The following is a 20,960-nucleotide window of genomic DNA, read 5'->3' as shown; positions in this document are numbered from 1 at the left end:
ATTCTATTAAATAAAGTTAGGAGGTCTTTATTTAATGATTGTAGTATATACCGTTTTCCTTAAATTGAACTTAAAGCTTCACTTTTTTCTCTAATTTTTAAAGCTATGGATTGGAGCAGGAATCTGACCCCCACGAGAAATAAAATCAACAGATGATGCTTTGTTTACTTTCATAACTGGAGCAGTTCCTAAAAGACCACCAAACTCGATCATATCCCCTTCTTTACCTTTAGGAATAATGCGAACTGCAGTTGTTTTCATATTGATAACCCCGATAGCAGCTTCATCGGCAATCATAGCCGCAATGGTTTCAGCAGGAGTATCCTCAGGGATAGCAATCATATCTAAACCAACCGAACAAATAGCTGTCATGGCTTCTAATTTTTCAAGATTAAGAGAACCATTTTGCACAGCAGCAATCATACCCTCGTCCTCAGATACTGGGATAAAGGCACCGGATAAGCCACCAACTTGGTTACAAGCCATAACTCCACCCTTTTTAACCTGATCATTCAACAGAGCTAAGGCTGCAGTCGTCCCATGAGTCCCAACAGTTTCCAGCCCCATTTCCTCGAGAACTCGAGCTACAGAATCACCTACTGCTGGAGTTGGCGCCAAGCTCAAATCTACAATTCCGAAGTCAACTCCAAGACGCTCGCTAGCCATTTGTCCAACTAGTTGACCGATACGGGTAATCTTGAAAGCTGTCTTTTTAACAGTTTCAGCAACTACATCAAAACTTTCCCCACGAACCTTTTCCAAGGCACGTTTAACAACACCCGGACCAGAAACACCTACATTGATGATAACATCTGCTTCACCAACACCATGGAAGGCACCCGCCATAAAAGGATTATCTTCGACTGCATTGGCAAAAACTACTAGCTTCGCAGCTCCCATTTCTGAAAGTTCAGCTGTTTCCTTGATAATTCGTCCCATATCAGCTACAGCAGTCATGTTAATTCCTGACTTGGTTGAACCGATATTGACAGAGGAGCAGACCTTATCCGTTTCAGCCAAAGCACGAGGGATAGAATTTATGAGAATTTCATCACCTTTTTGGTAACCTTTTTGTACCAAGGCAGAAAATCCCCCAATAAAATCAACACCTATTTTTTTAGCAGCTCTATCCAAAGCTTTTGCTAACACTACATAATCTGTCGCATCTGTTGCTGCTCCAATCAAAGAAATAGGCGTTACCGATACGCGTTTGTTAACGATTGGAATCCCAAGTTCAGCTGCAATTTCATCCCCGACAGCAACTAAATTTGCGGCCTTGCTAGTTATCTTATCATAAATTTTATCTGCAGCCTTATTAATATCTGGATCTATACAATCTAGAAGTGAAATTCCCATGGTAATTGTTCTGATATCAAAATTCTGCTCTTCAATCATTGAGATTGTTTCAGTGACTTGTCTAATATCCATACACGCCTCCTAGATATTATACATAGCATCAAAAATCGCAGCACTCTGAATATTGATTTTGACATTCAAAGTCTGACCAAAAGCCTCAAACTCATTTCTCAAATGAGTAAAATCTTGTTTTTCTTCACTAGATACCACAGCCATCATTGTGAAGAACTCGTCCAAGACAGTTTGTGAAATATCATCAATATTTAAGCCTAATTCAGCAATCTTAGTCGCAACACCTGCAACAATCCCACCTTTATCTTTACCAACAACAGTTATAATAGCTTTCATATCAGCCCTCCATATTTGAATCCATAGAAAAACAGTCTAACTACATTTTTCTTTTTTCTCAGTATAGCATATTTACAATAAAAAAACTAAAAAACGCCTGCTTACGAAATTGTTCTTAAAAGAAAAACAATTTCGTAAACAAGCGTCTACCCGATCACCTTATGATGAGTGTTCCCGCTAGGACAAAAGTCCTAGCGGTAGACCAGAGCTAGACTAAGAGCACAAGGCTCCATCATCATAACACTCAACAAAATTGATGATTTTATACTAATTCGATGATCGCCATTGGCGCTGCATCACCACGACGTGGTTCAGTTTTAAGGATACGAGTGTATCCACCGTTACGGTCTGCGTAACGAGGTGCGATTTCTGAGAACAATTTTTGAAGTGCTGTAGTAGAAGTATACTTATCAGTTGCTTCATCATAGTTTTCAGATGCGATTTCATTACGTACGAAAGCAGCAGCTTGACGACGTGCATGCAAATCACCACGTTTACCTAGAGTAATCATTTTTTCAACAGTTTTACGGATTTCTTTAGCACGAGCTTCAGTTGTCACGATTGATTCGTTGATCAAAAGGTCAGTTGTCAAATCGCGAAGCATTGCTTTACGTTGTGAGCTAGTGCGTCCTAGTTTACGGTAAGCCATGTATTCCTCCTTTATTTATCTTTTAATCCCAGACCCAAATCAATGAGTTTGAGTTTCACTTCTTCCAAACTCTTGCGTCCAAGATTTCTTACTTTCATCATCTCAGCTTCAGATTTTTCTGTCAAGTCATGCACAGTATTGATACCAGCACGTTTCAAGCAGTTATATGAGCGTACAGACAAGTCAAGTTCCTCAATCGTACGTTCCAAAATACGGTCGTCCGATTCAGTATCAGCTTCTTTCATCACTTCTGCAGTTTTAGCAATCTCTGTAAGATTTGTAAACAAATCAAGATGTTCTGTCAAAATGCGTGCTGAAAGCCCTAAAGCATCTTCCGGAATAATAGTTCCATTTGTCAAGATTTCAAGGGTTAATTTGTCGAAACCATCATTGCTTCCTACACGAGCAGGTTCAACTTGATAGTTAACTTTTGTGACTGGTGTATAAATAGAATCTACAGCAAGTGTTCCAACAGGAGCATTATCTTTCTTATTTTCATCTGCAGGTACATATCCACGACCACTGTTTACAGTCATTGTCGCTTTAAATGAAGCACCTTCTCCGATTGTGAAAAGATAATGATCTGGATTTACGATTTCGATATCACTGTCAGTCAAAATGTCTCCAGCTGTAACTTCAGCAGGACCTTCAACATCAAGTTCAATAGTCTTTTCGTCTTTTACATAAGATTTAACTGCGATACCTTTAATGTTCAAAATGATTTGCATCACATCTTCGCGAACACCAGGAATTGTATCAAACTCATGTAATACTCCATCAATATCGATAGATGTAACAGCTGCTCCTGGAAGAGAAGCAAGAAGTACACGACGAAGAGAGTTACCAAGTGTTGTACCGTATCCACGTTCTAGTGGTTCGATGACAAACTTGCCATAATCTTTATTTTCATCAATTTTTGTTATATTTGGTTTTTCAAACTCGATCATTTAGTTACTCCCTCTTAAACGAAAAGCAGTGTAAAGGTAATGATTATACACGGCGACGTTTTGGAGGACGAGCACCATTGTGTGGCACTGGAGTCACATCACGAATTGCTGTTACTTCAAGACCAGCGGCAGCAAGAGCACGAATAGCTGACTCACGACCAGAACCTGGACCTTTTACAGTAACTTCAACTGATTTAAGACCGTGTTCTTGTGCAGATTTAGCAGCAGCTTCTGAAGCCATTTGAGCAGCAAATGGTGTAGATTTACGAGAACCTTTAAAACCAAGAGCACCAGCTGATGACCAAGCAATTGCATTACCATGCACATCAGTAATCATAACAATAGTGTTATTAAATGTAGCGTGAATATGAGCAATACCAGATTCGATATTCTTTTTCACACGACGTTTACGTGTTGGTTTAGCCAAGACTTTTACCTCCTATATTATTTTTTCTTACCAGCAATCGCAACAGCTTTACCTTTACGAGTGCGAGCGTTGTTTTTAGTGTTTTGTCCACGGACAGGAAGTCCACGACGGTGACGGATACCACGGTATGAACCGATTTCCATCAAACGTTTGATGTTCAAGTTCACTTCACGACGAAGGTCCCCTTCAACTTTAATTGCATCCACTTCACGACGGATAGCATCTTCTTGATCTGATGTAAGGTCACGAACACGAATATCTTCTGAAACTCCAGCAGCTGCCAAAATCTTTTGAGATGTTGCAAGTCCGATACCATAGACATAAGTCAATGAGATAACTACGCGTTTGTCATTTGGAATATCAACTCCAGCAATACGAGCCATGTTTTCTCCTTTCTATCTTATCCTTGACGTTGTTTGTGTTTTGGATTTGCTGGGCAAATTACCATAACACGACCATTACGACGAATTACTTTACAGTATTCGCAAATTGGTTTGACCGATGGTCTTACTTTCATTTCTTATCCCTCCAAGTTTTTCGATTATTTAAAGCGGTAAGTGATACGTCCACGTGTCAAGTCATATGGACTCATTTCAACAGTAACACGATCTCCCGCTAAAATACGAATATAGTTTTTACGAATTTTACCAGAAACTGTTGCTAAAATCTGATGTCCATTTTCAAGTTCAACCGTAAACATTGCATTCGGCATTGTATCGACTACTTTGCCTTCAACTTCAATCACATCGTCTTTTGCCACGCAAAAGTACCTCCCTAAATTTCGATTTGATGCCTCTAGACACAGAGACAACAATTATAAGTCAGACTAACTCAGTATAACATTTGTCAAGACATTTTGCAAGTCTGAAAAACGCTTTTATTTCAAATTTGTCAAGACATTTTCGATATCTTTAAAGACATCATCGATATCTTGGTTACCTTCGATATCATGTACAAGACCTTTAGCACGGTAGTGAGCAATGATTGGTTCACCTTGAGCAATATTAACATCCAAACGACGTTTTACTGTCTCAGGTTTATCATCTTCACGTTGGTAGTAATCTTCCTCTTTGTAATCAACTGGTGGATTGAATACTTTATGGAAAGTCTCTCCAGTTTGACGATGAATGATACGTCCACTCAAACGCTCTAAAAGACTATCTGGATTTACTTCGATGTTGATGACACCTTCTAGCTCAATACCAAGTTCAGCCAATGTTTTATCTAAGGCATGAGCTTGTTCAATCGTGCGTGGGTAACCATCCAACAAGAAGCCAGTTTCTTTAATATCATCTTGAGAAAGACGTTCTTTAACGATTCCGTTTGTAACTTCATCTGGAACCAATTCGCCTTTGTCAATATATGACTTCGCTAACACACCCATTTCAGTTTGGTTAGCCATTGCTGCACGGAACATGTCACCTGTTGAGATGTGAGCAACATGGAATTGTTCAACAATTTTTGCTGCTTGTGTTCCCTTACCTGCCCCAGGTAAACCCATAATCAAAAGATTCATGATTCAAACTCCTTTTTTTATTTTTAAATAGAAGCAAAAATTCATTTCAACTCCTATTTAAAAACAAAATAGAAGAGAGGAGATAAAAATCTGACTAGGTCTTTGATTTTTACACTCCACTCTCTGAGCAATAGTGAATTTTATTTTCTATTACAATTATTCTGTTGTATCTAAGAAACCAACATACTTACGTTTCAATAGATAACCTTCCAATTGTTTAATTCCTTCTATACCTGTAGAGATAATGATTAGCAAACTTGTTCCCCCAAAAGCGACAACTTCTGAAAGACCAAATAAATCTTTAGCTACAATAGGTAGGATAGAAATCACACCTAGGAAGATCGATCCGACTGTTGCGAGACGACGAAGAAGTTTTGACATATATTCTTCTGTCCCTTTACCAGGACGGACACCATGGATATAAGCTCCACTCTTTTGTAAATTTTCTGCCGCTTTCTCTGGATTGATCTGTACAAATGTATAGAAGAATGTAAAGAGAATAATCAACAGAGCATACAAAGCAACACCTGTTGGGGTTGAAGTAGATACCAACTCTTGAGCTGTTTTTACCCATTCCCAATTAAGACCAGACGCACTTACAAATTGTAAAATTGCTGCCGGTGCTGCTGTAATAGAGCTAGCAAAGATAACTGGGATAACCCCAGCAGGGTTAATCTTCAATGGAAGATAGGAGCTTGACGGCGCACCTTGAGCTACCTTTGTATACTGAATTGGAATCTTGTATTTAGCTTGTTCAACGTAAGTTGTAAAGTATACAATTAACAAAACAGCAATGATTAAGATGGCAACGAAAATGAGAGACGATGTCAAACGACTGCTTGGTACATTGACAAAGTAATCCACATAGATGCCTTTAATCATATCAGGAATTGAAGCAACAATCCCTGCAAAGATAATCATTGAAACACCATTCCCGTATCCCTTATCTGTGATTTGTTCTCCCAACCAGGTCACAATCATGCTTCCTGCGGTTAAAATTCCACCAATTATAAGGAATACTTGTGGTGTAAGTGGTACAGTCAAAAGTTTAGCTCCAGACAGAGCGTTAAAACCAGCAGTAATCCCCACTGATTGAACAAATGCAAGCACAAGGGCAATGTATCGAGTCGCTTGATTTAACTTTCTACGACCAACTTCCCCCTGTTTGCCCCACTCTACAAATTTTGGCAATAAATCCATTTGCAAGAGTTGGACGACGATTGAGGCTGTGATGTAGGGACTAACACCAAGTGCAAAAACTGAGAAGTTTTTCATGGCATTCCCTGACACCAAGCTCAACATATTCAAGAAGGATAGTCCACTCAAAGCGTTCAAGCTATTTGCATTTACCCATGGTACAGTAATGCTTGTACCGATACGGAATACAAATACGATAAAAATTGTAAATAGAATTTTTGATCGAACTTGTTTAACTTTGAATGCTTCTCTCAATAATTTAAAAAACATAGGTCACCTCACTTAGATGACTTCAACAGAACCACCTTTAGCAGTGATAGCTTCTTCAGCTGATTTAGAGAATTTAGCTGCTTTAACAGTCAATTTCTTAGTCAACTCACCGTTACCAAGAACTTTGATACCTGATTTTTCAGATTTAACAATTCCTGATTCTACAAGTACCACTGGAGTTACTTCAGCACCGTCATCAAAGGCGTTCAATTGATCAAGGTTTACAATAGCATATTCTTTAGCGTTGATGTTAGTAAATCCACGTTTTGGAAGACGACGGAACAATGGAGTTTGTCCACCTTCAAAACCAAGACGTACACCGCCTCCGCTACGAGCTTTTTGACCTTTTTGACCACGGCCTGATGTCTTACCGTTACCTGATGAAGTACCACGTCCAACACGGTTACGTGACTTACGAGAACCTTCTGCAGGTTTCAATTCATGAAGTTTCATTTATTTTTCTCCTCTTTTGTAAAATGCTAGCGCCGATAAAGGAGAAAAGGTTGTCTCCTTTATCAACTCGCCTATACTGTGTCATCTAAGATGACTATACCTAGTTTTAGGGGATGGTCATATGCACATCCCCTAAATAATCATTAGTTTACTTCTTCAACTGTTACCAAGTGAGATACTGCAGTGATCATACCACGGATTGCAGCGTTATCTTCTTTAATAACAGAGCTGTTCAATTTGCCAAGTCCAAGTGCTACAACAGTTTTACGTTGTGATGGAATGCGTCCGATTGGAGACTTAGTCAAAGTAATTTTAATTTGAGCCATTTTATCCCCTTTCTTATGCCAAATCAGAAACTGAAATACCACGAAGGGCAGCAACTTCTTCAGCGCGTTTCAATTGTTTCAAACCTTCAACAGTTGCACGAACAATGTTGATTGGAGTGTTAGAACCAAGTGATTTAGATGTAATATCTGCCACACCCGCCAATTCCACAACGGCACGAACTGCACCACCTGCGGCAACTCCAGAACCTTCTACAGCAGGTTTCAACAATACTTTAGCTCCACCGAATTCTGAAAGAACTTCATGTGGAATTGTTGTTCCGACCATAGGAACTTCGATCAAGTTTTTCTTAGCATCTTCTACTGCTTTGCGGATTGCTTCTGGAACTTCTTGAGCTTTACCAGTACCAAATCCTACACGACCATTGCGGTCACCAACTACTACAAGAGCTGCGAAACGAAGACGACGTCCACCTTTAACAACTTTTGTAACACGGTTAACAGCAACTACGCGTTCTTCAAGTTCTACTGCATTGTCTTTAAATGCCATTTTCTAGTGTCCTCCTATTAGAATTTCAATCCGTTTTCACGAGCTGCATCAGCCAAAGCTTTCACACGTCCGTGATATAGATATCCACCGCGGTCGAACACCACTTCTGAAATACCTTTAGCACTTGCACGTTCTGCAACGAGTTTACCGACAGCAACGGCTTGTTCAGTTTTAGTTCCTTTTGAAACTTCCTTGTCAAGAGTTGAAGCACTTGCGAGCGTTACACCCGCTACGTCATCAATCACTTGAGCGTAGATGCCTGTATTAGAACGGAATACGTTCAAACGTGGGCGATCAGCAGTTCCAGAGAGTTTTCCGCGTACACGACGGTGGCGTTTTTGGCGGAGTTTGTTTTTATCTGGTTTAGAAATCACAGTTTTCACCTCTTTAATTTTAAATCATGTGCTATGCACAAAGTTGGTAATGAGGTTGGTGGTTGACAATCAACCACTCAACATTATTTACCAGTTTTACCTTCTTTAAGACGAACATATTCGCCAACGTAACGGATACCTTTACCTTTGTATGGTTCTGGTGAACGAAGGCTACGTACGTAAGCAGCTGTTTGACCAACTTTTTCTTTTGAAATTCCGCTGATAACGATAGTCGTTGGGTTTGGAAGTTCAAAAGTAATTCCTGCTGGAGCTTCAACTTCATCTGGATGTGATTTACCAACAGCCAAAACAAGTTTGTTTCCTTGAAGTTGAGCACGGTAACCAACCCCACGCATTTCAAGTTCTTTCTTGAATCCTTCTGAAACACCAATAACCATGTTGTTCAAAAGTGCACGAGTAGTTCCGTGGATAGTTTTCATTTCTTTTGAATCGTTTGGACGGTGAAGAGTTACTTCAGTACCTTCCACACGGATTTCAATATCTTTTGAGAACTCACGAGTAAGTTCTCCTTTAGGTCCTTTTACAGTTACAACGTTGTCATTGTTAGTGATTTCAACACCAGCAGGCAACACGATAACTTTATTACCAATACGTGACATGTTTTTATTCTCCTGTTAAATTGTCAGGCCATAAAGGCCAGTTTTCACGGGGTTTAAGATACTTATTTAGTTCAAGAGCTGAACTGAACACGCTCTAAGAACTGTGCAAAATAGATAAGTTGGCTTGTTTGTCAACAAACTGCTCCAACTTCCTAATTTTGCTTTGTTCTTTACGAGCTTTGTATCTTGATTTTACCAAACGTAAGCGATAACTTCTCCACCAACATTCTTTTGGCGAGCTTCTTTATCAGTAAGCAAACCTTCTGAAGTTGAAAGGATAGCAATTCCAAGACCGTTAAGTACTTTTGGAAGATCTTCACGTTTTTTGTAGACACGAAGTCCTGGTTTAGAAACGCGTTTCAAGTTAGTGATAACTCGTTCACCGTTTGCTCCGTATTTAAGGAATACACGGATGATGCCTTGTTTGTCATCTTCGATGATTTCTACGTTCTTAACAAAACCTTCGCGTTTAAGGATTTCAGCAATCCCTTTTTTGATGTTTGATGCAGGTACTTCAAGTACTTCGTGTTTTGCTTGGTTAGCGTTACGAATACGAGTTAGGAAGTCTGCGATTGGGTCAGTCATAACCATTTTATTTTTCTCCTCTTACTAGTAGTTTGCAAGTTGCACTTGCTAGTTAATGTTTGAGCTAGGCTCAGAAAGTTTTGATACTTGCAAATGAGAGTATACTCATTTGAACACGAGCTACAACCTGGGCAAAAAGATAGATTTGTCTTGGAGCATCGCTCCTGCACTAAATCTCCTATTTTTACTGGGGTTGTTACGCTCTTTGTATCATGATATTACCAAGATGCTTTTGTTACACCAGGGATTTGACCTTTATATGCCAATTCACGGAAGCAAACACGGCAAAGTTTAAACTTGCGGTAAACTGAGTGTGGACGTCCACAACGTTCACAGCGAGTGTATGCTTGAGTAGAGAACTTCGCTGGGCGTTTGTTCTTAGCAATCATAGATTTTTTAGCCATTAGTTATACCTCCTATATTATTTTGCAAAAGGCATTCCAAGGCCTGTAAGCAATGCACGTGACTCTTCGTCAGTGTTAGCAGTAGTTACGATAACGATGTCAAGACCGCGAGTTTTGTCAACGTCATCAAAGTTGATTTCTGGGAAAATCAATTGCTCTTTCACACCAAGTGTGTAGTTTCCGCGTCCGTCAAATGATTTTGTTGGTACACCGTGGAAGTCACGTACACGTGGAAGTGATACTGAAACCAATTTATCCAAGAATTCGTACATACGTTCACCACGAAGGGTAACTTTTGCACCGATCGCAACACCTTCACGAAGACGGAAGCCGGCGATAGATTTTTTAGCTTTAGTGATAAGTGGTTTTTGACCTGAGATAAGCGCCAATTCTTCAGCAGCTTTTTCAAGGCTTTTAGCGTTTGATACTGCTTCACCAACACCCATGTTCAAAACGATCTTATCCACTTTAGGAACAGCCATCACTGATGAGTAGTTAAATTGTTCTGTCAAAGCAGGAACTACTTCATTAAGATATTTTTCTTTTAAACGATTTGCCATTATACTTCTCCTTTCCTTCGTGATTAATCAAGCACTTCGCCTGATTTTTTGTTGTAGCGAACTTTTTTACCGTCTACAAATTTGTAGCCAACACGACCAGCCACACCATTTTTGTCCAAAACTTGAACGTTTGATACGTGAATAGCTGCTTCCTTCTCGATGATACCACCTTGAGGAAGTTCGTTAGTTGGACGTTGGTGTTTCTTAATGATGTTAACACCTTCAACGATAACTTTGTTTACTTTTGGAAGGGCAGTAAGGACAACAGCTTCTGTTCCCTTATCTTTACCAGCGATTACGCGAACTTTGTCGCCTTTTTTTACAAACATTTTTTTCTCCTTTTATTCTTACGCCCAATGGGCACCCTGGCTAGGCCAGGGGACTGTGTTTGTTTTTATTGATTAAAGTACTTCTGGAGCAAGTGACACGATCTTCATGAAGCCACCTTCACGCAATTCACGTGCAACTGGGCCAAAGATACGTGTTCCGCGAGGAGTTTTATCGTCACGGATGATAACTGCTGCGTTTTCGTCAAATTTGATGTATGAACCATCAGCACGACGAGCACCTGATTTAGTACGAACGATAACTGCTTTAACAACGTCACCTTTTTTAACCGCACCCCCAGGAGTAGCTTGTTTTACAGATGCCACAATAACATCACCGATGTTCGCAAATTTACGTTTAGAACCACCAAGAACTTTGATAGTCAAGATTTCGCGTGCACCGCTGTTGTCTGCGACTTTCAAACGAGTTTCTGTTTGAATCATTTCAGTTTTCTCCTTTCAGGCTTGATTAGATGATAACCGCTTCTTCAACAACTTCTACAAGACGGAAACGTTTTGTAGCTGAAAGCGGGCGAGTTTCCATGATACGTACGATATCGCCTTCTTTGGCAACATTGTTTTCATCATGTGCTTTGTATTTTTTAGAGTAGTTAATACGTTTACCATAGACTGGGTGGTTACGTTTTGTTTCAACTACAACTGTGATTGTCTTGTCCATTTTGTCAGATACAACACGTCCAACAAGAACTTTACGATTATTGCGTTCCATTGAAATTTCTCCTTCCCTAGTCTATTATTTCGCTTCAGATTGAACTGTTTTGATACGAGCGATTTGTTTTTTAACTTCTTTCAAGCGAGCTGTTTGTTCTAATTGACCAGTAGCAGCTTGGAAACGAAGTTCAAACAATTCTTTTTTCAATTCGTTTTCGCGCTTCGCGAGTTCTTCTTGAGAAAGACCACGAAGTTCTTTAACAAATTCTTTTACTTCATTAAGTTTCATGCCTTCTCCTTATTCTGCTTCACGTTTTACGAATTTACATTTAACTGGCAATTTGTGGCTTGCAAGACGAAGCGCTTCGCGAGCGATCTCTTCAGATACACCAGCAACTTCAAACATAACTTTACCACGTTTAACTGGTGCTACCCAACCTTCAGGCGCCCCTTTACCAGATCCCATACGAACCCCGATAGCTTTAGCTGTGTATGATTTGTGTGGGAAGATTTTAATCCAAACTTTACCACCACGTTTCATGTAACGAGTCATGGCGATACGAGCAGCTTCGATTTGGCGGTTAGTGATCCAGTGGCTAGTTGTAGCTTGAAGACCGTATTCACCGAATGCTACTTCTTTTCCACCTTTAGCTTCACCGCGCATTTTACCACGGAATTCACGACGGTGTTTAACACGTTTAGGTACTAACATTGGTTATTTACCTCCTTTAGTGTTTTTACGAGCTGGAAGAACTTCACCACGGTAGATCCATACTTTAACACCAAGTTTACCGTATGTAGTATCTGCTTCTTCCCAAGCGTAATCGATATCTGCGCGAAGTGTGTGAAGTGGAACTGTACCTTCAGAGTATCCTTCTGCACGGGCGATATCTGCACCGTTCAAACGACCTGATACTTGAGTTTTAATTCCTTTAGCTCCAGCACGCATAGCACGTTGGATTGCTTGTTTTTGTGCACGACGGAAAGCAACACGTTGCTCCAATTGACGAGCAATTCCTTCACCAACAAGGTGAGCATCCAAATCAGGTTGTTTGATTTCGATGATGTTAATGTGTACTTGTTTTCCAGTCAATTTGTTAAGTTTAGCACGAAGTGCATCAACGTTAGCACCACCTTTACCGATAACCATACCTGGTTTAGCAGTGTGAAGTGAAACGTTAACTTTATTTACTGCGCGTTCGATTTCAATAGTTGAAACTGCTGCGTCAGCAAGTTCTTTTTGAACGAATTTACGGATTGCAAGATCTTCATGAAGGTAATCCGCGTATTCTTTTTCAGCATACCATTTGGCATCCCAATCACGGATGATGCCGACACGCATACCAATTGGATGTACTTTTTGACCCACGATTTTACCTCCTTATTTTTCTGCAACAGCTACAGTGATGTGAGCTGTACGTTTGTTGATTGGTGAAGCTGAACCTTTCGCACGTGGACGGAAACGTTTCATAGTTGGTCCTTCGTTTGCGAATGCTTCAGATACTACCAAGTTAGCTTTATCCAAACCAAAGTTGTTTTCAGCGTTAGCTACAGCTGAGTTCAACACTTTCAAGATGATTTCAGCAGCTTTGTTTGGAGTGAATGTCAAAATTGCGATTGCATCGGCTACGCTTTTACCACGGATGTTGTCAAGAACAAGACGTGATTTACGAGGTGAAACACGTACTGTGCGAGCCATTGCTTTAGCTGAAGTAATTTCTGCCATTTATGTTCTCCTTATTTTCTACGTGTCTTCTTGTCGTCTGCGGCGTGACCTTTGTAAGTACGAGTTGGTGCAAATTCACCAAGCTTGTGACCCACCATGTCTTCTTGGATGTAAACAGGTACGTGTTTACGTCCATCATAAACTGCGATAGTGTAACCAATGAAACTTGGGAAAATCGTTGAACGACGTGACCAAGTTTTGATAACTTTTTTCTTCTCGTCGTTAGCTTGAGCTTCAACTTTTTTCATCAAATGCTCATCGACGAAAGGTCCTTTTTTAAGACTGCGTCCCATTTTAATATTTTCTCCTTTAAATATAGTACCACAGCGGCTTGCGCTCACGAGGAGCGCTACCGAGCTGGCGGATTATCTAGCACTTAAGCGACTAGTTTAAAATTATTTCTCGTTGCGACGACGAACGATAAGTTTGTCAGATTTCGCTTTTTTGTTACGAGTTTTAAGACCAAGAGCAGGTTTGCCCCATGGAGTAGATGGCGCTTTACGACCAACTGGTGCTTTACCTTCACCACCACCGTGTGGGTGATCGTTAGGGTTCATTACAGAACCACGAACTGTTGGGCGGATACCTTTCCAACGGCTACGTCCTGCTTTACCAAGGTTTACAAGTCCATGTTGTTCGTTTCCGACAACACCAACTGTTGCACGACAAGTTCCAAGAATCATACGTACTTCACCTGATTGAAGACGAACAAGAACGTATTTACCTTCTTGACCCAAAACTTGAGCAGAAGCTCCAGCAGCACGTACCAATTCTCCACCACGACCTGGTTTCAATTCGATGTTGTGGATCAAAGTACCAACTGGGATGTTAGCAAGCGGAAGAGCGTTTCCGACTTTGATATCTGCTTCAGGACCTGAAACGATACGTTGACCAACTTCAAGACCTTTTGGAGCGATGATGTAAGCTTTCACACCGTCAGTGTAGTGTACAAGAGCAATGTTTGCAGAACGGTTTGGATCGTACTCGATAGTTTTAACAACTGCTTCAACGTTGTCTTTGTTACGTTTGAAGTCAACCAAACGGTAGAAACGTTTGTGTCCACCACCTTGGTGACGAACAGTGATACGACCGTTGTTGTTACGACCAGCCTTATTCTTCAAAGCAACAAGCAAAGTTTTTTCTGGTGTGCTTGTTGTGATTTCAGCGAAATCCAAAGAAGTCATATTACGGCGACCGTTTGTTGTTGGTTTATAAACACGAATTCCCACGATATTTCCTCCTTAGATTATTCAGCTTCAGCAGCAAACAACTCGATTGCTTTTGAATCAGCTGTAAGAGTGATGATAGCTTTTTTAGTTTTGTTAGTAAAACCAGTGTAACGTCCAACACGTTTAGCTTTAGGTTTTACGTTGATTGTGTTAACATTTGCAACTTTAACACCTTCAAAAGCAGCTTCAACAGCTTGCTTGATCAAAAGTTTGTGTGCACGAGTGTCAACTTCAAATACATATTTTCCTGCTTCAAGTTGAGCCATTGAGCTTTCAGTGATAACAGGTTTTTTGATAACATCATACAAATTCATTATGCAAGAACCTCCTCGATTTTAGAGATAGCTGCTTGAGTAACAAGAAGTTTGTCACTATTTGCGATGTCAAGAACACTTGCAGTTGTAGCAGTCGCAACTTTCACATTTGGAAGGTTACGAGCTGAAAGAGCTGCGAATTCGTTTCCTTCTTCAAGAATAACAAGGACTTTAGAATCGATGCTCAAAGCTGCAAGAACTTTTGCAAATTCAGCAGTTTTTGGAGCTGTAAATTCAAGAGAATCAACGGCTACAAATTTGTTTTCAGCAACTTTTTCTGAGTAAACAGATTTAAGTGCAAGGCGACGAACTTTTTGAGGAAGTTTGTACGCATAGCTACGTGGAGTTGGTCCGAAGACGATTCCACCACCACGCCATTGTGGTGAGCGGATAGAACCTTGACGAGCACGTCCAGTTCCTTTTTGACGCCATGGTTTGCGTCCGCCACCTGAAACAGCTGAGCGGTTTTTAACTGCGTGAGTTCCTTGACGAAGGCTAGCGCGTTGGCTGATGATCACATCAAACACAACAGATTGGTTTGGTTCGATACCAAAGATTGCATCGTTAAGAACAACTTCGCCCGCTTGTTTACCAGTTTGGTCGAATAATGTTACATTTGCCATTTTGACTGTGTTCCCCTTTCCTTATTATTTACCAGCTTTAACTGCTGACTTGATAGTGATAAGAGATTTCTTAGCACCTGGTACGTTACCTTTGATAAGGATAACGTTCTTTTCTGGAACAACTTGTACAACTTCAAGGTTTTGAATTGTTACGCGGTCGCCACCCATACGTCCTGCAAGGTTTTTACCTTTGAATACGCGGTTAGGTGCAACAGGTCCCATAGAACCTGGACGACGGTGGTAACGAGAACCGTGAGCCATAGGTCCACGTGATTGTCCGTGGCGTTTGATAACACCTTGGAAACCTTTACCTTTAGATGTACCAGTTACATCAACAATGTCTCCAGCTGCGAAAGTTTCAACTGTGATTTCAGCACCAACTTCCAAGCCTTCAACGTTTTTGAATTCACGAATGAAGCGCTTAGGAGCCGTGTTAGCTTTTGCTACATGTCCTTTAGCAGGTTTGTTGCTCAATACTTCGCGTTTGTCATCGAAACCTACTTGGATAGCGTTGTAACCATCTGTTTCAACAGTTTTAACTTGAAGAACAACGTTTGGAGTTGCTTCGATAACTGTTACAGGGATCAATTCGCCAGCTTCAGTGAAGATTTGAGTCATTCCCACTTTTTTCCCTAAGATTCCTTTTGTCATGAGAAAATAGTTCCTTTTCTATATTTTTTATTCAAAAAGTTTTTAACGAGCGTTTTTTATGCTCAAGGTATCAAGCTTTAAATTAAAGTTTGATTTCTACGTTTACACCACTTGGAAGATCCAATTTCATCAAAGCGTCAACTGTTTTTTGAGTTGGGTTGATGATGTCGATCAAACGTTTGTGTGTACGCATTTCGAATTGTTCGCGAGAATCTTTATATTTGTGAGTCGCACGAATGATTGTGTAGAGGCTACGCTCAGTTGGAAGTGGGATTGGACCCGCAACTTGTGCACCTGTACGAGTAGCTGATTCTACGATTTTTGCAGCCGCTGTGTCAAGCGTACGGTGTTCGTAAGCTTTCAAACGGATACGGATTTTTTTGTTTGCCATCTTTTTCTCCTTTTCGTCTATTTAAGATAATAGGCTAGCTCCACAAGAAAACCGACGCGCGTTGCGTGGCAATGCAACCGAGCGTGTCGCAACCTCTTGCATCAAAGCTAAGGCTGTAATTTACAGCACCATAATAGAATAACACAAAGCCCCTGCGATTGCAAGGGATTTGACAGGATTTTTTTAATTTTTTAGATGAAACTGTTTTCGTACACTTCTGAAACAAAAAAGACAATCTATTCTCAATTTATATATATCTTTTCCTATTTAAATTGTTCTTTAATAGTCCTTTTCTATTTTAAACTGATTTTGAGAGTGGTTAATTAACACATCCGCCTCTTTTTCTGTTTCTTGATAATAACGGCGATATTGTCCACGTCTGATTTGATGAGTCTCACGAACAAACGAGGCTTCGCTTTTCCTCACAGTGGTATCTCTTCCCAGACGACGCTCCAACTCAGTTTCCTCATCCGTGTAGAAACAAATGGTTTTGTCAAAAAGTTCCTTGGGTAGAAAACCCACAGACATCCCTTCGACTATCAGAATCGGTTTTGCTCCCGATAATACCTCACTAGCCTTCCAAGGTTCTTCGATTGTCAAGATATCCATACCTGCCTGCAGGGCGAGAATATCTCTCTGTAAACTTGCCAGCTCATGCGCTACCGGTAAACATGCTGTCACTTTTTGGTCTGGTGTCTCTTTAGGTACCACTAAATGTCGTCCCGAAGTAATGTAGGGATCTGTCTCTAGTAAATTTACCTTTTGGGAATCAAGTTCTTGGTACAATTCTTGAGCAAAAGTTGATTTTCCTGAAGCTCCATGGCCGTAGATACCTAGCGTTTTTACTTTTCCCGACTCTATTTCTGATGCTAGTCTTTCTATTAACTCTCTTTTCTTCATTCTCTCTTCACCTGTTCATAGCTTTCTTTTCCGTCATTAAGCTTGTCCCAAATCATCACTTGCCCACTTTTGAGGGATTTTTGTACATCGATAATTCGTTGATTGGAAGAGCCACGGAATTGAAGCATGAGATTACGCTTGCTTTTATCATACCGTCCATCAACCAAGATATCAATCAGTGACAAGAGCTCCAGTTTATCAGGTGTTTCCAACATCATCTCTTCCCATGTGTATCCCGTCCAAGCCCAGATATCTTTATCTGGCAATTCTTTCCGTATACGTTTGACGAGAGGCAAGAGAATACCCGTATTGAGGAATGGTTCTCCTCCTAGCAGGGTCAAACCCTGAACATAGGGTTGGGCCAGATCTGCCATGATTTGTTCTTCTAACTCTGGCGTGTACGGAATCCCTGCATTAAAGGACCAGGTTGCTACGTTGTAACAGCCCTCACAGTGAAACATACAACCTGCTACATAGAGAGAATTGCGCACGCCTTCTCCATCCACAAAGTTAAAAGCCTTATAGTCAATGATACGACCCTGACTGAGCTCCTCACTCTTCCATTCACCTGGTTTTGGTGTATTCCAAGTCATCCTTCTACTCCAACTCTATCCAGTAGCGCTCTGTTCCGTTTCGAACATCCTCATAAACACCACCGTTAGCTAAAATAACAGCACGGCTGGCAGGATTTTCTGTGCTACAAGTCACAAGCGCTCGTTTGATATTCTTTCCCTTAGCAACTTGTAGACCTTGTCGGAGGGATTCTTTCGCATAACCCTTACCTCTTTCAGATGGACGAATGGAATAGCCAATGTGGCCAGCATAATTCAGCAAGCCATCATTCAGTCTCAATCGCAGATTCAAAAATCCTAGAGCTCGACCTACAGCATCAAATGATACAAATTGAATAGAAGGAACACGATTTTCAGGCAAATTTATTCCCATTTCTTTTTGCATATTTGTCTCCAGCCACTCTTCGTAAACAAAACCCTCAGCATCCCAAAATCCACCATCGTGGGCTGATTGGTTCTTTTCAAACTCTGACATCATCTCTAAAATTGTTTCTTTATCTGCCAATCCTGGTCTGCGTAGTTCCATATTCCCCTCCCCGCTATAAGAAAAGTGAGAGGCAACTCTCACTTTTTCTTGTTTTTGTTTAAAAATTGTTCTCTAAGGCTAGCTACTCGGTCTTTTTTATTGACTCCACCCTTTGAATGTTTTTCGTGGAATCGTTGAACCAAAGCCTTGCCTTTATCATCTAATTGATATTTTCCCATGCTATCTCTTTCTAATTTCTTACTTCATGCCCTGCTGATTTAATAGTAGAGCCATTCATGTGTTTAACACGCGCAGCAATTTCCTTGTGACGTCCATTAACCATCGGACGCGCTTGCGGATTTCCAAGATAGCCACAGGTCCGTTTAACAACATCGACTGTTTTAGGATCACTATTGCCACAGTTAGGACAGGCAAAACCTCTCTCGGTTGGATTAAAGTCTCCTTCAAAATCACACTTGTAACAGCGGTCAATTGGAGTATTAGTTCCGAGATAACCTACACGGTCGTAAGCATAGTCCCAGACAGCTTCCAAAGCCTTTGGATTTTGTTGGAGAACAGGATACTCACAGTAGTGGATAAAGCCTCCTGATGCACCTGCTTCTGGATAAACTTTCTCGAAGTCCAACTTTTCAAACGGTGTTGGATTTTTTCGGACATCATAATGGAAGGAATTTGTGTAGTATTCTTTATCAGTAATGTCTGGAATAGATCCAAATTTCTCTGTATCCAAACGACAGAAACGGTCCGTTAAACTTTCAGATGGTGTTGAATAAATTGAGAAGTGATAGCCATATTGGTCTGACCATTCTTCTACTCGATGTTTCATGTCTCTAATGATATCAAGGGTGAATTCTTTGGCTTCTGGATTATTTTCCCAATTGTTGCCAAAGAAGACTGTCGCCACTTCATAGAGCCCGATATAGCCAAGCGAAACAGTCGCACGACGATTCTTAAAGAGTTGGTCAACACTTTCTTCCTTACCAAGACGACGGCCGAAAGCACCGTATTGATAGAGGATAGGCGCATTAGCTGGTGTCGCTTCCTTGGTTCGCTCTACACGGTAGACCAGTGCATCTTCTGCGATATTCATGCGCTCATTGAAGATTTCCCAGAACTTGTTCAAGTCGCCTTCAGATTCAAGGGCAATACGAGGAAGATTGACCGTTACCACACCTAGATTCATACGACCTGAATTGACTTCTACTCCATTTTCATCCTTCCATCCTTGAAGGAAAGAACGACAGCCCATCGGTACCTTGAAAGAACCTGTCAACTCGATAATCTTATCATAAGATAAAACATCTGGGTACATCCGCTTGGTTGCACACTCGAGAGCCAATTGCTTAATGTCGTAGTTAGGAGAGCCTTCCTCTAAGTTAAGACCTCTTTTAAGGGTGAAAATGAGTTTAGGAAAGATTGCTGTACGATGTTCTGAACCCAGCCCCTTGATTCGAATATTCAGGATTGCCTTTTGAATTTCGCGTTCAAAACGACTAGTTCCTAGACCAAAACCAAGGGAAGTAAATGGTGTTTGCCCGTTTGAGGTAAAGAGGGTGTTAATCTCGTACTCTAAAGATTGCATGGCATCATAGATGTCTTTTTGAGTTTTCTTCCAGGCGTATTCTTCGCGCTTGTCAGGTAGGACCCATTCCTCTGCATCTTTAAGGTGTTTTTGATAATTTTTCTCTGCATAAGGAGCCAAAACTTCATCAATACGGTCTGCTGAACATCCCCCATACTGACTAGATGCGACGTTTGCGATGATTTGTGAAATCTGTGCTGTCGCAGTTTGGATAGATTTCGGACTTTCTACCTCAGCATTCCCAATCTTAAAACCAATTTCCAACATACCCTTAAAATCAATCAAACAACAGTTGGTCATAGGAGTGTAGGGGCTGTAGTCCAAATCGTGATAGTGGATATCCCCTTTTTGGTGGGCATTTGCCACATGCTTAGGAAGCATTTGAAGTCCGATGGATTTTCCAACAATCCCTGCCGTCAAATCACGCTGGGTGTTAAAGACATCACTGTCTTTATTGGCATTTTCATTGACAACTGCCTGATCTTTGTTGAGAAGTTTATGAATGCTAAAGTTGATGTCTGTCGCTTTTGAGCGCTCAAAATCCCTTTGTGTTCGATAGGTAATATACTCCTCGGCCAAGGCATATTCTTTAGCTTCCAACAACTCGTGTTCTACGATGTTTTGAATTTCATAGATTTTTACACCTTGTGGGAAACGGCTATGAATCTCGTCAACGATACGTTCAACGAGGGTACTAAGTCGCTTTTCGACCAAAGGAGTTACATCCATAACCTTTTCCGCAGCCTTATGAAGCGCTTTGTCAATCTTGTCTACATCAAAAATGACACGTCTGCCGTCACGCTTTTCGACGAATAAAGTCGGATCAGGGACAGCCTTCTCTTCCAATACAATCATATCCATACCCTTTTCTTAAATATAATATTGATTCTAAAAAGTATTATATCACTAAAAAAATAAAAATCAATATCTTGTGTAAAAAAATAAAA

At 40.6% G+C, this 20,960-nt stretch carries 36 protein-coding genes; all 36 read right to left on the bottom strand.

What is annotated here, in order from left to right:
- Positions 1-90: 90 nt before the first annotated feature.
- Entirely contained in the window at positions 91-1,428 is a 1,338-nt protein-coding gene (locus ACXYSN_RS07815; protein ID WP_254727303.1) for a PFL family protein, read from the bottom strand.
- A gap of 9 nt (positions 1,429-1,437) precedes the next feature.
- The gene (locus ACXYSN_RS07810; protein WP_006151049.1) at positions 1,438-1,704 is read right to left on the bottom strand and encodes an ACT domain-containing protein; all 267 of its coding nucleotides are present in this window, start codon (positions 1,702-1,704) and stop codon (positions 1,438-1,440) included.
- Between the two features lie 262 nt (positions 1,705-1,966).
- Complete coding sequence (rplQ, locus tag ACXYSN_RS07805) at positions 1,967-2,353, bottom strand: 50S ribosomal protein L17 (protein WP_004251124.1); 387 nt, start codon at positions 2,351-2,353, stop codon at positions 1,967-1,969.
- A gap of 11 nt (positions 2,354-2,364) precedes the next feature.
- The gene (locus tag ACXYSN_RS07800) at positions 2,365-3,300 is read right to left on the bottom strand and encodes a DNA-directed RNA polymerase subunit alpha (protein WP_006153389.1); all 936 of its coding nucleotides are present in this window, start codon (positions 3,298-3,300) and stop codon (positions 2,365-2,367) included.
- A 43-nt stretch (positions 3,301-3,343) separates the two neighbouring features.
- Positions 3,344-3,727: a 30S ribosomal protein S11 gene (rpsK, locus tag ACXYSN_RS07795; protein ID WP_001118385.1), complete on the bottom strand. Its 384-nt coding sequence runs from the start codon at positions 3,725-3,727 to the stop codon at positions 3,344-3,346.
- A gap of 17 nt (positions 3,728-3,744) precedes the next feature.
- The gene (rpsM, locus tag ACXYSN_RS07790; protein ID WP_004251117.1) at positions 3,745-4,110 is read right to left on the bottom strand and encodes a 30S ribosomal protein S13; all 366 of its coding nucleotides are present in this window, start codon (positions 4,108-4,110) and stop codon (positions 3,745-3,747) included.
- 17 nt (positions 4,111-4,127) lie between these two features.
- Complete coding sequence (rpmJ, locus tag ACXYSN_RS07785) at positions 4,128-4,244, bottom strand: 50S ribosomal protein L36 (protein WP_001808836.1); 117 nt, start codon at positions 4,242-4,244, stop codon at positions 4,128-4,130.
- Positions 4,245-4,268: 24 nt separating this feature from the next.
- Positions 4,269-4,487: a translation initiation factor IF-1 gene (infA, locus tag ACXYSN_RS07780; RefSeq protein ID WP_001029883.1), complete on the bottom strand. Its 219-nt coding sequence runs from the start codon at positions 4,485-4,487 to the stop codon at positions 4,269-4,271.
- Between the two features lie 117 nt (positions 4,488-4,604).
- On the bottom strand, positions 4,605-5,243 hold the full coding sequence (locus ACXYSN_RS07775; protein WP_441348629.1) for an adenylate kinase: 639 nt from the start codon (positions 5,241-5,243) through the stop codon (positions 4,605-4,607).
- Between the two features lie 156 nt (positions 5,244-5,399).
- Complete coding sequence (secY, locus tag ACXYSN_RS07770; RefSeq protein ID WP_458636671.1) at positions 5,400-6,710, bottom strand: preprotein translocase subunit SecY; 1,311 nt, start codon at positions 6,708-6,710, stop codon at positions 5,400-5,402.
- Positions 6,711-6,722: 12 nt separating this feature from the next.
- Positions 6,723-7,163 carry a 50S ribosomal protein L15 gene (gene rplO / locus ACXYSN_RS07765; protein ID WP_006151070.1) on the bottom strand — a complete coding sequence of 147 codons (441 nt, stop codon included), beginning with the start codon at positions 7,161-7,163 and terminating at the stop codon, positions 6,723-6,725.
- 143 nt (positions 7,164-7,306) lie between these two features.
- Positions 7,307-7,489, bottom strand: a complete 183-nt coding sequence (gene rpmD, locus ACXYSN_RS07760) for a 50S ribosomal protein L30 (RefSeq protein WP_000057241.1) — start codon at positions 7,487-7,489, stop codon at positions 7,307-7,309.
- A gap of 13 nt (positions 7,490-7,502) precedes the next feature.
- The gene (rpsE, locus tag ACXYSN_RS07755) at positions 7,503-7,997 is read right to left on the bottom strand and encodes a 30S ribosomal protein S5 (RefSeq protein WP_004251100.1); all 495 of its coding nucleotides are present in this window, start codon (positions 7,995-7,997) and stop codon (positions 7,503-7,505) included.
- A gap of 17 nt (positions 7,998-8,014) precedes the next feature.
- Positions 8,015-8,371, bottom strand: a complete 357-nt coding sequence (gene rplR / locus ACXYSN_RS07750) for a 50S ribosomal protein L18 (RefSeq protein ID WP_004251098.1) — start codon at positions 8,369-8,371, stop codon at positions 8,015-8,017.
- Between the two features lie 83 nt (positions 8,372-8,454).
- Positions 8,455-8,991, bottom strand: a complete 537-nt coding sequence (gene rplF / locus ACXYSN_RS07745; protein WP_458636670.1) for a 50S ribosomal protein L6 — start codon at positions 8,989-8,991, stop codon at positions 8,455-8,457.
- A 192-nt stretch (positions 8,992-9,183) separates the two neighbouring features.
- Positions 9,184-9,582 (bottom strand): 30S ribosomal protein S8, encoded by a 399-nt coding sequence (gene rpsH, locus ACXYSN_RS07740; RefSeq protein ID WP_004251095.1) that lies wholly within the window; start codon positions 9,580-9,582, stop codon positions 9,184-9,186.
- A 212-nt stretch (positions 9,583-9,794) separates the two neighbouring features.
- Positions 9,795-9,980, bottom strand: coding sequence for a type Z 30S ribosomal protein S14 (locus tag ACXYSN_RS07735; protein ID WP_001085699.1), 186 nt, complete (start codon positions 9,978-9,980; stop codon positions 9,795-9,797).
- A gap of 17 nt (positions 9,981-9,997) precedes the next feature.
- Positions 9,998-10,540: a 50S ribosomal protein L5 gene (rplE, locus tag ACXYSN_RS07730; protein ID WP_000013542.1), complete on the bottom strand. Its 543-nt coding sequence runs from the start codon at positions 10,538-10,540 to the stop codon at positions 9,998-10,000.
- 23 nt (positions 10,541-10,563) lie between these two features.
- A complete protein-coding gene (rplX, locus tag ACXYSN_RS07725) occupies positions 10,564-10,869 on the bottom strand; it encodes a 50S ribosomal protein L24 (RefSeq protein WP_235083649.1) in 306 nt (101 codons plus the stop codon).
- 72 nt (positions 10,870-10,941) lie between these two features.
- Positions 10,942-11,310 (bottom strand): 50S ribosomal protein L14, encoded by a 369-nt coding sequence (rplN, locus tag ACXYSN_RS07720; protein WP_000616547.1) that lies wholly within the window; start codon positions 11,308-11,310, stop codon positions 10,942-10,944.
- 25 nt (positions 11,311-11,335) lie between these two features.
- Positions 11,336-11,596, bottom strand: coding sequence for a 30S ribosomal protein S17 (rpsQ, locus tag ACXYSN_RS07715; RefSeq protein WP_000440801.1), 261 nt, complete (start codon positions 11,594-11,596; stop codon positions 11,336-11,338).
- A 24-nt stretch (positions 11,597-11,620) separates the two neighbouring features.
- The gene (rpmC, locus tag ACXYSN_RS07710) at positions 11,621-11,827 is read right to left on the bottom strand and encodes a 50S ribosomal protein L29 (RefSeq protein WP_000772918.1); all 207 of its coding nucleotides are present in this window, start codon (positions 11,825-11,827) and stop codon (positions 11,621-11,623) included.
- A 9-nt stretch (positions 11,828-11,836) separates the two neighbouring features.
- Positions 11,837-12,250, bottom strand: a complete 414-nt coding sequence (rplP, locus tag ACXYSN_RS07705) for a 50S ribosomal protein L16 (protein WP_000960948.1) — start codon at positions 12,248-12,250, stop codon at positions 11,837-11,839.
- 3 nt (positions 12,251-12,253) lie between these two features.
- Positions 12,254-12,907, bottom strand: coding sequence for a 30S ribosomal protein S3 (rpsC, locus tag ACXYSN_RS07700; protein WP_000529936.1), 654 nt, complete (start codon positions 12,905-12,907; stop codon positions 12,254-12,256).
- 12 nt (positions 12,908-12,919) lie between these two features.
- Complete coding sequence (rplV, locus tag ACXYSN_RS07695; RefSeq protein ID WP_000818137.1) at positions 12,920-13,264, bottom strand: 50S ribosomal protein L22; 345 nt, start codon at positions 13,262-13,264, stop codon at positions 12,920-12,922.
- Between the two features lie 11 nt (positions 13,265-13,275).
- A complete protein-coding gene (gene rpsS / locus ACXYSN_RS07690) occupies positions 13,276-13,557 on the bottom strand; it encodes a 30S ribosomal protein S19 (protein ID WP_000533766.1) in 282 nt (93 codons plus the stop codon).
- Between the two features lie 102 nt (positions 13,558-13,659).
- A complete protein-coding gene (gene rplB, locus ACXYSN_RS07685; protein WP_006144707.1) occupies positions 13,660-14,493 on the bottom strand; it encodes a 50S ribosomal protein L2 in 834 nt (277 codons plus the stop codon).
- Between the two features lie 17 nt (positions 14,494-14,510).
- Positions 14,511-14,807 carry a 50S ribosomal protein L23 gene (locus ACXYSN_RS07680; protein ID WP_001055347.1) on the bottom strand — a complete coding sequence of 99 codons (297 nt, stop codon included), beginning with the start codon at positions 14,805-14,807 and terminating at the stop codon, positions 14,511-14,513.
- Positions 14,807-15,430 (bottom strand): 50S ribosomal protein L4, encoded by a 624-nt coding sequence (gene rplD / locus ACXYSN_RS07675; RefSeq protein WP_000024549.1) that lies wholly within the window; start codon positions 15,428-15,430, stop codon positions 14,807-14,809. Before rplD ends, ACXYSN_RS07680 begins: the two co-directional genes overlap by 1 nt.
- A gap of 24 nt (positions 15,431-15,454) precedes the next feature.
- Positions 15,455-16,081 carry a 50S ribosomal protein L3 gene (gene rplC / locus ACXYSN_RS07670; RefSeq protein WP_004251088.1) on the bottom strand — a complete coding sequence of 209 codons (627 nt, stop codon included), beginning with the start codon at positions 16,079-16,081 and terminating at the stop codon, positions 15,455-15,457.
- 82 nt (positions 16,082-16,163) lie between these two features.
- On the bottom strand, positions 16,164-16,472 hold the full coding sequence (gene rpsJ / locus ACXYSN_RS07665; RefSeq protein ID WP_003009585.1) for a 30S ribosomal protein S10: 309 nt from the start codon (positions 16,470-16,472) through the stop codon (positions 16,164-16,166).
- A gap of 279 nt (positions 16,473-16,751) precedes the next feature.
- Positions 16,752-17,372 carry a uridine kinase family protein gene (locus ACXYSN_RS07660; RefSeq protein ID WP_458636669.1) on the bottom strand — a complete coding sequence of 207 codons (621 nt, stop codon included), beginning with the start codon at positions 17,370-17,372 and terminating at the stop codon, positions 16,752-16,754.
- Positions 17,369-17,965 carry an anaerobic ribonucleoside-triphosphate reductase activating protein gene (gene nrdG, locus ACXYSN_RS07655; RefSeq protein WP_458636668.1) on the bottom strand — a complete coding sequence of 199 codons (597 nt, stop codon included), beginning with the start codon at positions 17,963-17,965 and terminating at the stop codon, positions 17,369-17,371. Before nrdG ends, ACXYSN_RS07660 begins: the two co-directional genes overlap by 4 nt.
- A 4-nt stretch (positions 17,966-17,969) precedes the next feature.
- Entirely contained in the window at positions 17,970-18,470 is a 501-nt protein-coding gene (locus ACXYSN_RS07650; RefSeq protein WP_458636667.1) for a GNAT family N-acetyltransferase, read from the bottom strand.
- 38 nt (positions 18,471-18,508) lie between these two features.
- Positions 18,509-18,649, bottom strand: a complete 141-nt coding sequence (locus tag ACXYSN_RS07645) for a hypothetical protein (RefSeq protein WP_000521611.1) — start codon at positions 18,647-18,649, stop codon at positions 18,509-18,511.
- A gap of 11 nt (positions 18,650-18,660) precedes the next feature.
- A complete protein-coding gene (nrdD, locus tag ACXYSN_RS07640; RefSeq protein WP_458636681.1) occupies positions 18,661-20,868 on the bottom strand; it encodes an anaerobic ribonucleoside-triphosphate reductase in 2,208 nt (735 codons plus the stop codon).
- Between the last annotated feature and the right edge of the window lie 92 nt (positions 20,869-20,960).

The sequence above is a fragment of the Streptococcus sp. V869 genome (assembly GCF_054353515.1).
Note: the sequence above shows the minus strand (reverse complement) of the source record. Positions and strands in the feature narration are given on the sequence as shown.